General features: G+C 63.8%; 10 protein-coding genes. 5 read left to right on the plus strand and 5 right to left on the minus strand.

Annotated features, from left to right (window positions below):
- Positions 1–72: 72 nt before the first annotated feature.
- Together sufB and M673_RS11235 are read right to left on the minus strand one after the other, a co-directional pair.
- The gene (gene sufB, locus M673_RS11230) at positions 73–1,611 is read right to left on the minus strand and encodes a Fe-S cluster assembly protein SufB (RefSeq protein ID WP_061976146.1); all 1,539 of its coding nucleotides are present in this window, start codon (positions 1,609–1,611) and stop codon (positions 73–75) included.
- A 140-nt stretch (positions 1,612–1,751) separates the two neighbouring features.
- Positions 1,752–2,924, minus strand: coding sequence for a cysteine desulfurase family protein (locus M673_RS11235; RefSeq protein WP_061976147.1), 1,173 nt, complete (start codon positions 2,922–2,924; stop codon positions 1,752–1,754).
- Positions 2,925–3,120: 196 nt separating this feature from the next.
- On the opposite strand from M673_RS11235, the gene M673_RS11240 reads away from it, so the two are divergent.
- Both M673_RS11240 and tyrS read left to right on the plus strand, forming a co-directional pair.
- On the plus strand, positions 3,121–3,795 hold the full coding sequence (locus tag M673_RS11240; RefSeq protein ID WP_061976148.1) for an alpha/beta hydrolase: 675 nt from the start codon (positions 3,121–3,123) through the stop codon (positions 3,793–3,795).
- A gap of 53 nt (positions 3,796–3,848) precedes the next feature.
- Positions 3,849–5,099, plus strand: coding sequence for a tyrosine--tRNA ligase (gene tyrS, locus M673_RS11245; RefSeq protein ID WP_061976149.1), 1,251 nt, complete (start codon positions 3,849–3,851; stop codon positions 5,097–5,099).
- 52 nt (positions 5,100–5,151) lie between these two features.
- Here tyrS and M673_RS11250 read toward each other — a convergent pair whose 3' ends face one another.
- Positions 5,152–8,490: an AsmA-like C-terminal region-containing protein gene (locus M673_RS11250; protein ID WP_187301254.1), complete on the minus strand. Its 3,339-nt coding sequence runs from the start codon at positions 8,488–8,490 to the stop codon at positions 5,152–5,154.
- 296 nt (positions 8,491–8,786) lie between these two features.
- Between M673_RS11250 and M673_RS11255 the strand changes: the two genes are divergently transcribed.
- The 3 genes from M673_RS11255 (at position 8,787) to M673_RS11265 (ending at position 11,424) form a co-directional block, all read left to right on the plus strand.
- A complete protein-coding gene (locus M673_RS11255; protein ID WP_061976151.1) occupies positions 8,787–9,269 on the plus strand; it encodes a peroxiredoxin in 483 nt (160 codons plus the stop codon).
- Positions 9,266–10,087: a ferritin-like domain-containing protein gene (locus M673_RS11260; protein WP_061976152.1), complete on the plus strand. Its 822-nt coding sequence runs from the start codon at positions 9,266–9,268 to the stop codon at positions 10,085–10,087. Before M673_RS11255 ends, M673_RS11260 begins: the two co-directional genes overlap by 4 nt.
- Before the next feature lie 92 nt (positions 10,088–10,179).
- Positions 10,180–11,424, plus strand: coding sequence for a M23 family metallopeptidase (locus M673_RS11265; protein WP_061976153.1), 1,245 nt, complete (start codon positions 10,180–10,182; stop codon positions 11,422–11,424).
- Between the two features lie 81 nt (positions 11,425–11,505).
- Here M673_RS11265 and prfB read toward each other — a convergent pair.
- Both prfB and M673_RS11275 read right to left on the minus strand, forming a co-directional pair.
- Positions 11,506–12,634, minus strand: a protein-coding gene (prfB, locus tag M673_RS11270) for a peptide chain release factor 2 (protein WP_148640037.1) whose coding sequence is annotated in 2 segments (ribosomal slippage) — positions 11,506–12,564 and positions 12,566–12,634 — 1,128 coding nt in all. Because the reading frame shifts where the segments join, the coding sequence is not laid out codon by codon here.
- Between the two features lie 86 nt (positions 12,635–12,720).
- The gene (locus M673_RS11275) at positions 12,721–15,162 is read right to left on the minus strand and encodes a penicillin-binding protein 1A (RefSeq protein WP_061976155.1); all 2,442 of its coding nucleotides are present in this window, start codon (positions 15,160–15,162) and stop codon (positions 12,721–12,723) included.
- Between the last annotated feature and the right edge of the window lie 5 nt (positions 15,163–15,167).

Genomic DNA, 15,167 nt, shown 5'->3' on the forward strand with positions numbered 1-15,167 from the left:
TTCTAAGGTTTGGGGAGACAAGCTGCGCTCAAGCGCGGCTTTCTTTGAATGGTGAGGCCTAGCGGGCGTGGTTCAGCCGACGCTGCCTTCGAGCGAGATGCCAATCAGCTTCTGCGCTTCGACGGCGAACTCCATGGGCAGCTGCTGGATCACGTCCTTGACGAAGCCGTTCACGATGAGCGCCACGGCCTCCTCTTCCGGAATACCGCGCTGCATGCAGTAGAAGAGTTGATCCTCGGAGATCTTCGAGGTGGTCGCCTCGTGCTCGAATTGAGCCGAGGCGTTCTTGGCCTCGATATAGGGAACGGTGTGGGCCCCGCAGTCCTCGCCGATCAGAAGCGAGTCGCACTGCGTGAAGTTGCGCGCGTTGGAGGCCTTGCGCATCGCCGTCACCTGACCGCGATAGGTGTTGTTGGAATGGCCAGCCGAGATACCCTTGGAGATGATCCGGCTAGACGTGTTCTTGCCGATATGGATCATCTTCGTGCCGCTATCGATCTGCTGGCGGCCGTTGGACACCGCGATCGAATAGAACTCGCCGCGCGAATTGTCGCCGCGCAGGATGCAGGAGGGGTACTTCCAGGTGATCGCGGAGCCGGTCTCGACCTGCGTCCAGGAAATGCGCGAGTTCGCGCCCCGGCAATCGCCGCGCTTGGTGACGAAATTGTAGATGCCGCCCTTGCCGTCCTTGTCGCCGGGATACCAGTTCTGGACGGTCGAGTACTTGATCTCGGCGTCGTCCAGCGCCACGAGCTCGACGACCGCGGCGTGAAGCTGGTTCTCGTCGCGCTGCGGTGCCGTGCAGCCTTCGAGATAGGAGACGTAGGAGCCGGCATCGGCGATGATCAGCGTCCGCTCAAACTGGCCGGTGTTTCGCTCGTTGATGCGGAAATAGGTCGAGAGCTCCATCGGGCAGCGAACGCCCGGCGGAATGTAGACGAAGGAGCCGTCGGTGAAGACGGCGGAGTTCATCGTCGCGAAGAAATTGTCCGACACCGGCACGACCGTGCCGAGATACTTGCGCACGAGATCGGGGTGCTCGCGGATCGCCTCCGAGATCGGCATGAAGATCACGCCGGCCTTCTGAAGCTCCTTCTTGAAAGTCGTGGCGACGGAAACTGAGTCGAAAACCGCGTCGACCGCGACGCGGCGCCCGTAGCTCCCCTCGGAGGGTGGTACGCCGGAATCATCCTCGCTGCCGAACTCGGACGGCTCGTCCGGCTTGCGCACGCCCGCCAGAATTTCCTGCTCTTTCAGCGGAATGCCGAGCTTCTCATAGGTTCGCAGTATCTCGGGATCGACCTCGGCCAGCGAAGCGGGACCCGACATCGACTTGGGTGCGGCGTAGTAGTGGATGTCCTGGAAGTCGATCGCGGGATAGTCGAGACGGGCCCAGGACGGGCTCTCCATCGTCTTCCAGCGCTCGAACGCCTGGAGCCGCCATTCCAGCATCCACTCGGGCTCGCCCTTCTTGCCGGAGATGAGACGAATCGTCTCCTCGGTCAGGCCCTTGGGAGCGACGTCCATCTCGATCTGGGTTTCGAAGCCGTATTTGTACTGATCGACGTCGATACGGCGGACCTGATCGATGGTCTCCTGGACTGCTGGCATGCTCATTCTCCCTACTCGCCGGATTCAAAGTCCGGTGGTTGGTTATTCGGTCGGCATATATCGATTGTGCGCGACCGTTGAAATGGTGATCCGAAGTGAAAAGTTGAAGATCTGTAACCAGATTAACGGCACCTTCTTTCTCAGGCCGCTCTCGGATCCTCTTTCTCCAGGCTTTTCATCCATATGCGCTCGAAGGCTTCCGCGAAGGCGTCGAGATCGGACGCCGTCGTTTCCAGCCCGAAGCTGACGCGAATCGCTCCTGCCTCGGGTTCGATTGCGGCCCCGCCGTTTCTGAGCGCCAGCAGAACATGGCTCGCACCGAGTTTGCCGGAAGAACAGGCCGACCCGGCCGACACCGCGATCCCCTGCAGGTCCAAGGCGATCTGAACCGTTTCCGCGCGAAAGCGGGGATGATGGAGCGCCACCGTCTGCGGCAGCGTCGTATGGTCTTGTCCAAGCACGAGACTGGCATCCAATCGTGACAGCCGCTCCACGAGACGCTGCCGCTTTTCGCGCAGCTCGCCGGAGCGCACCAGACGTCGGCCAGCCGCCTCGGCCGCAGCACCGAAAGCGATGACGAGAGGCAAGGCTTCCGTTCCCGCTCTCTGGCGCGTTTCCTGCGCTCCGCCGGTGATCAACGGGTCTGGTCGGAATTGCTCCTCGCGGAGCACGAAGGCACCGACGCCTTTAGACGCGCCGATCTTGTGCCCCGACAAGATGATCGCATCGCAGAGCGGAAGCAGGCTGTCGATCGGCAGGCGGCCGACCATCTGAACGACGTCGAGCAGCAGCCGAATGCCATGATCGCGGCAGATTGCGGAGATGGCTTCCACGGGCTGAAGCGCGCCGGTCTCACTATTGGCGACGCTCATCGCGAGAAGGCCGGGACCGGCCTCAGCCCAGGTCGTCAACGTCTCGAAATCGACGACTCCGTTCCGATCCACGCCCAGACGCGTGATCGCCGCAGCGGGATATCGACCGCCTTCGCGGATACAGGGATGATCCGTGTCGAGAACGGCCAGACGACCCAGCCTCGCGGTCTCGCCACCGCTGCGCCAATCCGGCGTGAGGCAGGTGGACGCGGCTTCGCTGGCACCGCTGGTGAAGACGACCTGTTCGGGAGAAGCGGCGGCCAGTCCGGCGACCTGCGCGCGGGCACGAGCCAACGCGGCGCGTGCGGCTCGGCCTTCCGAATGAACCGAAGACGGATTGCCGACCAGGTCCAAAGCGCGAACGAAGGCGTCGCGCGCTTCGGGCAGAAGCGGCGCGCTGGCATTGTAGTCGAGATAGATGCGTCGCCCGGAAGCCGTCATCCCAAACCTTTGCCGACGGACGGAACCGAAATGGGGTCGCGAAAATCGTTGTATTCGAGCCGGTCCGCGGACTACATAGCCCCCTTGAGGGAAGCGTGTAGTTTTGAATCGTTCTAAGCATAGAACCTACGAGGCTGCCTATCCTCCGTCAAGGTGCCGGCCTTCTCCGGCGCCGCTTCCTTGAGGTTTGCAAGCGATGCCCGAAGTTATCTTCAACGGTCCGGCCGGTCGTCTGGAAGGCCGCTACCAGGCGGCGAAGGAAAAGAACGCGCCCATCGCGCTCGTCCTTCACCCCCATCCCCGCTTCGGCGGCACGATGAACAACCAGATCGTCTACCAGCTCTTCTACATGTTCGTGGAGCGCGGGTTCACGACCCTTCGCTTCAACTTCCGGGGCATCGGCCGCAGCCAGGGCGAGTTCGACCACGGTTCGGGTGAGTTGTCCGACGCCGCCGCCGCGCTCGACTGGATTCAGGCCATCCACCCCGATTCGAAGAATTGCTGGGTCGCCGGCTATTCCTTCGGCTCGTGGATCGGCATGCAGCTTTTGATGCGCCGGCCGGAGATCGAGGGCTTCATGTCCATCGCCCCCCAGCCCAATTCCTACGACTTCTCGTTCCTGGCGCCCTGCCCGTCCTCCGGCCTCATCATCCATGGGGACAAGGACAAGGTCGCGCCGCCCAAGGACGTGCAGGGGCTGGTCGACAAGCTGAAGACCCAGAAGGGCATCCTGATCACGCAGAAGACGATCGAGGGCGCCAACCACTTCTTCACGGACCACACGCCCGAACTGATGGCGGAATGCGCGGAATATCTGGATCGCCGCCTGATCGGCGAACTGTCCGACGTGCGCCCCAAGCGCCTGAAGTAAGACCCCGTCTCGCGTCGGGTGACGAGCGCCCGACGCGACAGGAGAGAAAGACCATGCCGAAGTTCAAATCCGATTTTCTGCGCGTCCTCGACGAGCGCGGCTTCATCCACCAGATCTCCGATCCGGAAGGTCTGGACGCGCTCGCTCTCAAGGGGCCGATCACCGGCTATGTCGGCTACGACGCGACGGCGACGTCGATCCATATCGGCAATCTGATCTCCGTCACCATGCTCTACTGGCTGCAGGAGACCGGCCACAAGGCGATCAGCCTGATGGGCGGCGGCACGTCGATGGTGGGCGATCCGTCGTTCCGCGACAGCCAGCGCGGCATGCTCACCCCTGAGCAGATCCAGACCAATATCGACGGCATCCAGCGCGTCTTCGGCAACATCCTTCGCTATGACGGGCCGAACCCGGCCATGATGGTGAACAATGCCGACTGGCTGATGAAGCTCAACTATGTCGAGTTCCTGCGCGATGTCGGCCGGCACTTTTCGGTCAACCGCATGCTGAGCTTCGATTCGGTGAAGTTGCGGCTCGACCGGGAGCAGTCGCTGAGCTTCCTCGAATTCAACTACATGATCATGCAGGGCTACGACTTCACCGAGCTGAACCGCCGCCACGGCACGGTTCTGCAGATGGGCGGGTCGGACCAATGGGGCAACATCATCAACGGTGTCGACCTCAGCCATCGCATGGGCGGGCCGCAGCTCTACGCTCTGACGACGCCGCTTCTCACCAAGTCGAGCGGCGAGAAAATGGGCAAGTCCGCCTCCGGCGCGGTCTGGCTGAACGGCGATCTCTTCAGCCCCTATGACTTCTGGCAGTACTGGCGCAACACCGAGGACGCCGATGTCGGCCGCTTCCTGAAGATCTTCACCCGCCTGCCGCTGGACGAGATCGCGCGTCTTGCCGCGCTCGGCGGCTCGGAGATCAACGAGGCCAAGAAGGTGCTGGCGACCGAGGCGACCGCCATCGTCCATGGGCGGGACGCGGCCGCCAGGGCCGCCGAGACGGCCCGCACCACCTTCGAGGAAGGCGCGCTCGCCGAAAGCCTGCCGACCATCGAGATCGCCAAGGCCGATCTCGCGGGAGGCATCGGAATCCTGTCGCTGCTGGTGAAAGCCGGTCTTGCCGCTTCCAATGGCGAGGCGCGCCGGCATGTCGCGGGCGGGGCCGTGCGTCTGGCGGACCAGCCGATTACAGACGACCGCAAGCTGGTCGGCGAAGCCGAGATTCAGGACGGAGTGGCCAAACTGTCGCTCGGCAAGAAGCGCCACGTCCTCGTGCGCATCGGCGACTAAACGCGTCGATCCGGCGAACCCTACGAAAGGCGGCTCCTTTGAGCCGCCTTTTTCATTGGTAGGAGAAGATCTGGCGGAAGATGCCGGGCGCGATCACGGAGATCGGATTGACCACCAGTGTCGGCGAGGCGAAGGGGCCGTCGAGCCGGTAGGTGATGCCGATGAGGCCGCCTTCGTTGCCATTGCCAAGGATCTGGCCGAGCACGGGAATGGCGCCGAACATACGGTTCAGCCCGTAGGCCGGCATGAAGGAGCCAGAAATATCGATCTGACCCTTGGCATTGTAGAGCGTGCCGTTAAAGCTCGATCCGAAGACCGGGCCACGCAGGATTCCGTCCGCCACGCGCAGCGTCGAACCGGTGTAGCTGAGCTTGGCCGATGCGTGATCGAAGAAGGCCCGCTCGGTCTGTAGATTCTGGCCAACCGCCTGAGACAGTGTCTGGTCGCTTTGCCCGCCGGACGAACCGACGATGCGCGACAGCCTGGGCTCGTCCACCAGCGTGAAGTTCGTCAGTTGCAGAGCGCCTTGGTAGGATGTGTCCGCCGTGCCGAGAAGATCGAGCGTCGCTTGTCCGCCCTGCATGTGCTGATAAAGTCCGGCAAATCCCAAGAGTGCGCCAAGATCGGCGCTGCGCAGCCGTATCGCCTGAACATCGCCGCGTGGTGATAGGTCCCCGGTGACGGCCCCTCCGCCGACGGAGCCACCGAGATTGAGCGCGGCCATGCGGCCTTTGGCGCTGGCATAGTTCATCTGAAAGTCGCGGATGCTCTGTCCGTTGAACCCGTTCAGAACGTCGATATCCGCATTCACGTCGAAGGTCCCGCCGCCGATCTTGCGATCCTTCTTGCCGACATTGCCCTTTAGCTCGGCTAGGATCGGACGGGCGTCGAAGCGCGATCCCGTCAGCTCGACGCCGTAGCCGTTGCGATGCCGCGTGACCTTCACCGCAATGTCGTCCCCCGGATTGAGCGAGACATTGGTGAGATTGGCGGTCGACAACCCTTCGCCGTCCAGCGCCACGCTTCCCTTCGCCGCGAACCCTTCGCCAGTCAGGCTGATGTCGCGTAGGTTCGTTCCGCCCTCGCCTTGCGCCATGAGGAAGGACAGGGCGGCGGGCACGCCGGCGCCCTTCTTCCAGGCGATGAACGGCAGATCGAGCGTCGCGTCGCGAAGGTCCAGCTCGGCTCGAAGGCCGGAGGCGGTTTGTGATATCTCCGCCTTGGTGGTTCCAGCGAGGACGCCTTTCAAAGCTGGCACCGCCTCGGCAACCCTCTTGCCCGGAATCGTCGCCGACACGTCCACCCGCCGCTCGCCCACCGGCTTTTCGCCGAAGGGAAGGATGAAGTTGAGGTCGCCCGTAAGCCCTTCTATGTCAGCGTCGAGTGAGCCGCTCGCCTGACCCGGAATGACGTGCAGAACGCCATCCAGCTTCGAGAGCCTGCGCCCCTGAATGGGCTGGCCTGGATCGACCTTCTTCAGAGTCGCTTCGACGTTCCAGGCTTCCACCTGCTTCTCCGGCGCAATCCCATCGCCCAGCCGGAACGACGCCTCGACCTTCGCCTCGATCTCGCCGGACACCTTGGTGGGATCGAGCTCAATGGATCGGAGCGCGTGGATCGGCTCGGAATTGGCGACCTCCAGCGCATCCCGAATCGCGCCGCTGGCCGCAAGGTCGAGATCGATATGCAGATCGCGCTGATTGCCCTCCGCCGGCTTGCCCAGCGCTACTTTCGCCGGGCCGATCGCCAGATCGGGATGGCCCACCATGTCGGAACGATCGACGAAGACGGTGGTCGTCCCGCCGCGCGTTTCCAAACGGCCATTGGCCTTTTCGAGCCGGGGCACCGTTCCAACCGTGGAAAGGTCCATGTCCCGCAGGTCGAGGTCGATCTGCAACTCGCTGTCCTGAGGCGCCCGGTCCGGCTTGAAAGCTTCGCCGAGCCGAGCGCGGGCGACGTCGATGCGGATCGAGCCGGCCGGCACGGCGCCTTCGTCCCCGATATGCGCGATCACCCAGTTGCGCGCCTTGCCCGACACATTGAACGGCCAGAAGGCCTTGATCGACTCCGCCGAAAGATCGACGGCTTCCAGACGCAAGGACGTGAGATCGTCTGGCGAGCGTCCGCGATAAATGGCGTTGCCCGTCAGCTTGCCCTTCGACGGCGCGAGATCGAGCTGGGTAATCTCCGCCGTCTGGGCGAGCGGATCGATCAGACCGTCGAGCCAGAGGCTCGCCTCTCGCGGCTCGGTTTCCCCCTCCGGCAGGCCCACCTTAGAGCGGATCTGCTTGGTGCCCACTCGAAAGCGCAGGCGATCGGGGTCGGCCACGCCATCCGTGACCACCGGCTCGGCTGTCCCTTCCAGATCGAAACCCACATCGCGAAACCGCAAGGGGCTGGACAGGATCTGCACCCTGTCCTCACCCTCCCGATATTCGAGTCGAAGCGTCGAGGGTTCGATCTCGGTTCGGTTCAGGCCTAGCTGCAGATGTCCCGCGCCGGATCGGAGCGAAACGCCGAGAACAGCCATACCGGTCTCGGCCTGCCGGTGCATGCCGGCCTCGAGCGAGATCGAAGCATCGCTGCCGAAGGGGCGCTCGTCCTTGGTTTCCGAAAGCGGAGCCGGCGGTAGAACGGCGGCGAGGTCGATCGAGCCCGAGCGAAGCGAGAAGGATTGCAGGCGCGCGCTGTCCGGGTCGAAATCCGCAGCCCCACCGATCGAAAACGGAACCCCTGCAATGTCGAACTTGGAATAGAGCGACAGCGAGCCATCCAGCGCGCGGTGCAGTTCGGCCCGCTCCAGGCGAAGATCCGGCACGCGGGCGAAGGCGCCGGTAAAGCCTTCGATCGTGATGTCCACGAAGGCAACCGTGTCGAAATGGTAGGCCTGGAGGGCCTGAAGCTGGCGCTCGAGCGTTTGGATCGCGCTTTCGGCTGCTCGCGAGATGCGAGAGCGAGGCGGCTCGGCGTCCGTGGTGGGCAAGGCGGCCGGGACGTCCGTGGGCTGGACGCGCGCCGGGCCGCGATAGCGCTCGGACGGTGTTTCGCCGAAAGCTGCCAGGTCGATCCGCGCTCGCTCGATTTCCAGGCGCCCGAATTCCAGCGAGCCACCGACGAGCGGCAGCAGACGAACGGCGACCGAAACGCGGCCGATCTCAGAACTCAGCTCCGGACGATCGCGTCGATGCAGCGCCACATCGTCCCACGACAGAGCCAGAATGCCGTCGCGGCGCACCTCGAAGCGCTGCGCGCCCAAGGATACGTCGTAGGCCGGCCCGAAGAGCCGCGACAATGCTGCCTTGGTCTGGCCCTGTACGAAGGCCTCGCCGGCCGGCGTGCCAAACAGGACGAAGAGACCAAGCGCGGCAAGCATCGCAATCAGGACAAGCAAGCTGACCATCGCGCCAAAAAGGCGAACGACCCGCGTCATGCAGGGGACCCTGCGCCGAAGCGCCGCACGCAGAAACGAGGGGTCGGCCGTGGCGTCTCGAAGCGGCATGCCATGAGGAGCTGCATCGTTCCTTCGGTCTTGGACGCCCGTCGGCGGGCATTGCGGTCTGGTGAATTTTACGGATCGGGCTGCCCGAACCATGGTCCGCTGATATAGACGAACGAACCGAGGGGTGAAGTCGATGTGGTCCCGTCGTCTCGCTCATGCCGTGTCTTTTGGCCGAAAGGAAGGCTCCCATGTCCGTACCCAGTGTAGGGCAAGACTGCCCCGATTTTGAACTGCCGGAAAGCGATGGGCAGTTCGTCTCCAAAGCCTCGCTCAAGGGTCGGCCCTTCGTCCTCTACTTCTATCCGAAGGACGACACGTCCGGCTGCACCACGGAGGCGATCGAGTTCACGGCTTTGATCGAGGACTTCGCAGCGCTCGGCGTCGAGGTCTTCGGCGTCTCGCCCGATTCAGTGAGCAAGCACTGCCGTTTTCGCGACAAGCACGGTTTGAAGGTCGGCCTGCTCGCCGACGAGGAAAAGACGCTGCTTCAGGCGTTCGGGGTCTGGGTCGAGAAGAGCATGTATGGTCGGAAGTATCTGGGCGTCGAGCGCACCACGGCCCTGATCGACCGCGAGGGCAAGGTCGCGAAGGTCTGGAAAAAGGTCAAGGCGGGTGGCCATGCAAAGGAGGTCCTGGATGCCGCCAAGGCTATGAAGGACAGCGGGGCGTGAGCGAGGCCGTGCCCGGTACGCTTCGCGCAAGCGCGATCACGGCTTTGTCCACCGCGGACTTGGCGGAAAAGGCGCGGTTGACCACGGCTGCAGGCGAGCGCTGGTTCGCCCGCCGGCTCGGCCTTTCGGCGCCGACGGACCCCGCGCCGCCAAGCCGCCCCGGGCGCCCTGTCGAGCCTTGCCTCGTCCCGCCGCGACAGGTGCCCCGTCGCTCGGTCCACACGCCGGAAGGGCGGATCGCGATGATCCATGCCCTCGCCCATATCGAGTTGAACGCCATCGATCTGGCACTGGATATCGTGGCGCGGTTCTGCGGCCAGCCCGTTCCCCGCTCTTTCTTCGACGGCTGGATGACGGTCGCCATGGAAGAGGCCAAGCATTTCGGGCTGCTCTCGACCCGGCTGCATGATCTCGGCTCGCACTATGGCGCGCTGCCGGCGCATGACGGCTTGTGGCAGGCGGTCGAGGTGACCTCGCACGATCTCTCCTCGCGCCTGGCCATCGTGCCTCTGATCTTGGAAGCGCGGGGGCTCGACGTCACGCCCTCGCTTCTCCTGAAGCTTGGCGAGGTCGGCGATCGCGAAACGGCGGCGATTCTGGAGATCATCTATAACGACGAGAAGAAGCACGTCGCGATCGGCGCCAAATGGTTTCGCTTCCTTTGCGCCCGGCAGCGGATCGACCCGGCCCGGCGGTTTCAGGAGATCGTTCGCGAATGCTTTCGAGGCGAGGTGAAGCCGCCCTTCAACGACCGGGCGAGGGCCGAAGCGGGCTTGACGCCGACCTTCTACCGCTCGCTTTCGCCGCTTTCGAGCTGACGACCATCCAACGATCTCAACGCTCCATTAACCCTAACGAGGTCTAATGCCGGCATCGCCTGTGCGTTCGTTTGAGTTGGAGTCGATTGCGGATGGCTTCCGAATCTCGAAGAAGCGTTTTCGGCCAACGGTCGGCCCCGCACACGATCGTCATCGCGCGTGGCGATAAGATCCGGCACTGGACCGTACGGCCGTGGCTTCTGGGCTCCGGCATCGGCCTCCTGGGTCTGACGCTGACAGGAAGCCTCGCACTCGCCGGCGCCTATCTCTTCAACGACAACATCGTGGCCGCGCTTCTGGCGCGCGAAGTCAAGGTGACCAATGCCTATGAAGAGCGTATGGGCGCGCTGCGCAACGAGATCGACCGGCTGAAGACCGGCCAGACCAAGGTCCGTGATACCGTTGCCGCGCAGGTTCAGGACCTTCTCAGCCAGCAGGCGGAACTGACCGATCGCTTCCAGCAATTGCAGCCGCTCCTTGAAAAGGCGCAAGGCATGGGCGTCCTCGCCCCCGCCGAAAAGGCCACCAAGGAAGACGAGCATCCGGCCCCCGCCGAAACGAACGCAAAAGCGGAGACCGCCAAGCCGTCCGCCGGCGACCTCATGGAGGATATCAGCGCCCTCCCCCTGCGCCACACGGATGTCACGCAGATCGCCGATCTCGTTCTACCGACCATTCGGCGGTCCGTCAGCATGGTCAGCGACGAGCAGACCAGCACGATCGCCGAACTCACACGCACGGCACAGGAGCGCGTCGGCCGTCTCGCGGGCGTTTTGGGTTCGATCGGCATTCGAACCGACGAGACGAATTCCGCGATGGGCGGACCCTTCATTCCCGCCGACGGCGACCTGTCCTTCGGAGAGAGCCTGAACTTGCTCGACCAGACTCTGCGCGCCTATGACGATCTTCGGACCCGCTCGGCGCGAATGCCGCTGGCCGATCCTCTCCCCGGCGCCACGATCAGTTCGACATTCGGCGTCCGCCCCGACCCCTTCTTTCGGCGTGCGGCGCTCCACAGCGGCGTCGATCTCGCCGCGCCGAGCGGCACTCTGGTCAAGGCGACGGCCAGCGGCAAGGTCGTGTCCGCTGGCGAGGCGGGCGGCTACGGCAACATGATCGAGATCGATCACGGCAATGGCTTCAGCACCCGCTATGCGCATCTGTCGCAGATCGACGTTTCGGTAGGCGATCGGATCAAGGCGGGACAGGCGATTGGCCGCGTCGGCAGCACGGGACGCAGCACCGGCTCGCATCTCCATTATGAGGTGCGGACGAACGAGGTGCCGGTCGATCCCGAGCGCTACATCCGCGTCGGCCACAAGCTGGCCAAGCTGTAGACGCACTCTCCCGTACACATCAAAAAGCCCCACCCGGGTCGACCGGGCGGGGCTTTTTGATTTGATGGGCCGCAGGTCTGATCAGTCGAGATCGGCCACGTCGACATCGCCGCCGAACACGCGCTGGGCCAGCGCCGCTTCGATGAACAGGTCGAGGCTGCCGTCTAGCACCTGCTGCGGGCTGGTGCTTTCCACGCCCGTCCGCATGTCCTTCACCAGCTGATAGGGCTGGAGGACATAGGACCGGATCTGGTGGCCCCAGCCAATATCCGTCTTGGAAGCGGCGGCGGCGTTCGCCTTCTCCTCCTGCTTGCGCAGTTCTTCTTCGTAAAGGCGCGCGCGCAGCATGTTCCAGGCCGTGGCGCGGTTCTTGTGCTGGGAGCGCTCGCTCTGGCACTGAACCACGATGCCGGTCGCGATATGCGTGATGCGCACCGCCGAGTCGGTCGTGTTGACGTGCTGTCCACCCGCGCCCGAGGCGCGATAGGTGTCGATGCGCACATCGCCTTCGTTGACGTCGATCTCGATCGAATCGTCCACGACGGGATAAACCCAGACCGACGCGAAGGACGTGTGCCGGCGCGCCTGGCTGTCATAGGGCGAGATGCGGACGAGACGGTGAACGCCCGACTCGACCTTCATCTTGCCATAGGCATTGTGGCCCTTGAGCAGGATCGTGGCGGACTTGATGCCCGCTTCTTCGCCGGAATTCTGCTCGAGCACCTCGACCTTCATTCGGGTGCGCTCACCCCATCGCATATACATGCGCAGAAGCATGGACGCCCAGTCCTGGCTTTCCGTGCCGCCGGCGCCGGAATGGATTTCGACATAGGTGTCGTTCGCATCCACTTCGCCGGACAGGAGAGCGTCGATCTGACGTTCTGCGACATCCTTCTGGAGCGCCTTGATGGCGTTCTCGGCCTCGGTCACGATCGACTCGTCATCTTCCTCCTCGCCCATGGCGATGAGTTCGATGTTGTCGGCGAGACCGCGCTCGATGGTCAGGATGCCGTTCACGCCGGAATCGAGACGCTGGCGCTCCTTCATCAGGCGCTGCGCTTCCTGCGGGTCGTTCCAGATCGTGGGATCTTCGGCGGCCGCGTTCAGCCGATCGAGTTCGCGGAGGGACTGATCCCAGTCAAAGATGCCTCCTCAGCAGGCTTACGGCCTGCTGGATTTCGTCGACAATGGATTGGATCTCGGCACGCATGCCGTTTCCCTCGCTTTGAAAAAGGATTGGAATGGCGCGGACCATAGGGACCGCGTCAGGGCATGTAAAGCTTGGATGACGCCGGCCTAGAACAGGCCGCCCGCCCCCGACACGATGGCCTGCTGCGCCTCGGCCGGCAGAGGTTCGGCCGCCGCGCTCGGCCCCGAACTGCCCGCACCGATGACCTGATAGACGTTGGACGGCCCCGTTCCTGGCTTGAAGGCCTCGATGATCGCGTCCTTCGAGCCGGGATCGGCGGCCATGCCGGTGCGCTTGTCCACCGCGATCTGCGTCATGCCTTCGGGAATGCGGAAGTCGGCGACAGGCTTGCCCTTGATGGCATCCTTCATGAAGTCCACAAAGACCGGCGCGGCGAAGCCGCCGCCCGTGCTCCCATGCCCCAGCGGCTGCGGATTGTCGTAGCCGAGATAGACACCGGTCACGAGGTCCGGCGTAAAGCCGACGAACCAGGCGTCCTTCTCGTCGTTCGTGGTGCCGGTCTTGCCGGCAGCGGGCACGCCGAGTTCCTTGACGACGGTCGCCGTGCCGCGCTGCACGACGCCTTCCATCATGGAGGTGATCTGGTAGGCCGTCATCGGGTCGAGAACCTGCTGGCGATCGTCCACGAGCTCAGGCTCGGCCTGATCGGACCAACCCGCCGCGTTGCAGTCTTCGCAGCGGCGATTGTCGTGCTTGTAGACCGTGCGGCCGTAGCGATCCTGCACGCGGTCGATCAGCGATGGCTCGATCGAGCGTCCGCCATTGGCCATCACCGAATAGGCCGAGACCATGCGCATGACCGTCGTCTCGCCCGAGCCGAGCGCCATCGGCAGATAGGGCAGCATCTTGTCGTAAATGCCGAAACGCTCGGCATATTCGGCGACGAGCTTCATGCCCATGTCCTGGGCGAGGCGCACGGTCATCAGGTTGCGGCTCTTCTCGATGCCGGTGCGCAGCGTCGAAGGACCGGCGAACTCGCCGCCGTAGTTCTTCGGTTCCCAATAGCCGCCCGTGCCATCCGCGATCGAGATCGGCGCGTCGAGAATCACCGAAGCGGGCGTGTAGCCATTGTCGAGCGCCGCCGCGTAGACGATCGGCTTGAAGGAGGAGCCCGGCTGGCGATAGGCCTGCGTGGCGCGGTTGAACTCCGACTGCGAATAGGAAAAACCGCCGACCATGGCCATGACGCGGCCGGTGTGCGGGTCCATGGCGACGAGCGCGCCTTGCACCTTCGGCGGCTGGCGCAGGCGATAGCCGCCGTCCGGCTTCTTCTCGACATAGACCACGTCGCCGCGCTGAAGGACGCGGTCGGCTGTCTTCACCGAAACGCGGCGTCCGTCCTGCACGGTTTGCAACGCCCAGCGCATGTCGGCCAGCGCGATCTCGCCCATCTCGCGCTCCGGACCGCGCCGGCCCGAGGCCAGCTTTTCCGGCTGCAAGCCGATATTGACCGCGTTGGCATCCGCCGTGAGCACCACGGCCAGACGCCATTCGGGCACGTCGGACATCGCTTCGATATCACCGATGGGCGTCGCCCAGTCGTTGCCGAGTTCGACGGTTTTGACCGGCCCCCGGAAGCCCTTGGCCTGATCGTACTGGATCAACGCCTGTTGCAGGGCGTGGCGCGCCTCGATCTGCATGTGCGGGTCGATCGTGGTGCGAACCGAGAGACCGCCCTCGTAGAGCGCGTTCATGCCGTAGCGCGAGATGATATCGCGACGGACCTCTTCGGTGAAATACTCGGCCGAGGGGACATAGGCGCTGCTGGAGCGCGTCTTGATGCCGAGCGGCTTGGCGATGGCCTCGTTGGCCTCGTCCTGTGTAATGAACCCGTTTTCCGCCATACGCTGGATGACCCAGTTGCGACGGCCGATCGCCTCGTCCGGATTGCGGAACGGGTTGTAGTTCTCCGGCGCCTTGGGCAGCGCGGCGAGATAGGCGACCTCCTGAATCTCCAGTTCGTTCACCGACTTGTCGAAATAGGACAAGGACGCGGCGGCCACGCCATAGGAGCCGAGACCGAGATAGATCTCGTTGAGATAGAGCTCGAGGATGCGGTCCTTCGAATAGGCCTGCTCGATGCGCAGCGATAGGATGGCTTCCTTGACCTTGCGCTCCATCGAGCGCTCGTTGGTCAGGAGGAAGTTCTTGGCAACCTGCTGGGTGATGGTGGAGCCGCCCTGCATCGGGCCGCCCTTGACGAAGACCATGGCGGCGCGGCCGATGCCTTCCAGATCGACGCCATGGTGCTCGTAGAAATTCTTGTCCTCGGCCGAGAGGAAGGCGTTCTTCAATCGGGAGGGAATGGCCTGGATCGGCAGGTAGAGCCGGCGCTGCTTGGCATACTCGGCCATCAGGCCGCCGTCCGACGCATGAACGCGCGTCATCACAGGCGGCTCGTATTTCTCAAGCACCTGATAGTCGGGCAGGTCCTCACTCATCTTCGCGACATAAAGGCCGGCGCCGCCGGCGCCAATCAGCGCCAGCACCGATCCGATGCCGAAGAAGTAGCCGAGCAGTCTGATCATCGTGA

The organism is Aureimonas sp. AU20, assembly GCF_001442755.1.
GTDB lineage: Bacteria > Pseudomonadota > Alphaproteobacteria > Rhizobiales > Rhizobiaceae > Aureimonas.

Excerpts from the sequence above, each read along its gene's own strand:
- M673_RS11275 (WP_061976155.1), bottom strand. The coding sequence starts at position 15,162 with ATGATCAGACTGCTCGGCTACTTCTTCGGCATCGGATCGGTGCTGGCG.
- M673_RS11255 (WP_061976151.1), top strand. The coding sequence starts at position 8,787 with ATGTCCGTACCCAGTGTAGGGCAAGACTGCCCCGATTTTGAACTGCCG.
- tyrS (WP_061976149.1), top strand. The coding sequence starts at position 3,849 with ATGCCGAAGTTCAAATCCGATTTTCTGCGCGTCCTCGACGAGCGCGGC.
- M673_RS11240 (WP_061976148.1), top strand. The coding sequence starts at position 3,121 with ATGCCCGAAGTTATCTTCAACGGTCCGGCCGGTCGTCTGGAAGGCCGC.
- M673_RS11235 (WP_061976147.1), bottom strand. The coding sequence starts at position 2,924 with ATGACGGCTTCCGGGCGACGCATCTATCTCGACTACAATGCCAGCGCG.
- M673_RS11265 (WP_061976153.1), top strand. The coding sequence starts at position 10,180 with ATGGCTTCCGAATCTCGAAGAAGCGTTTTCGGCCAACGGTCGGCCCCG.
- sufB (WP_061976146.1), bottom strand. The coding sequence starts at position 1,611 with ATGCCAGCAGTCCAGGAGACCATCGATCAGGTCCGCCGTATCGACGTC.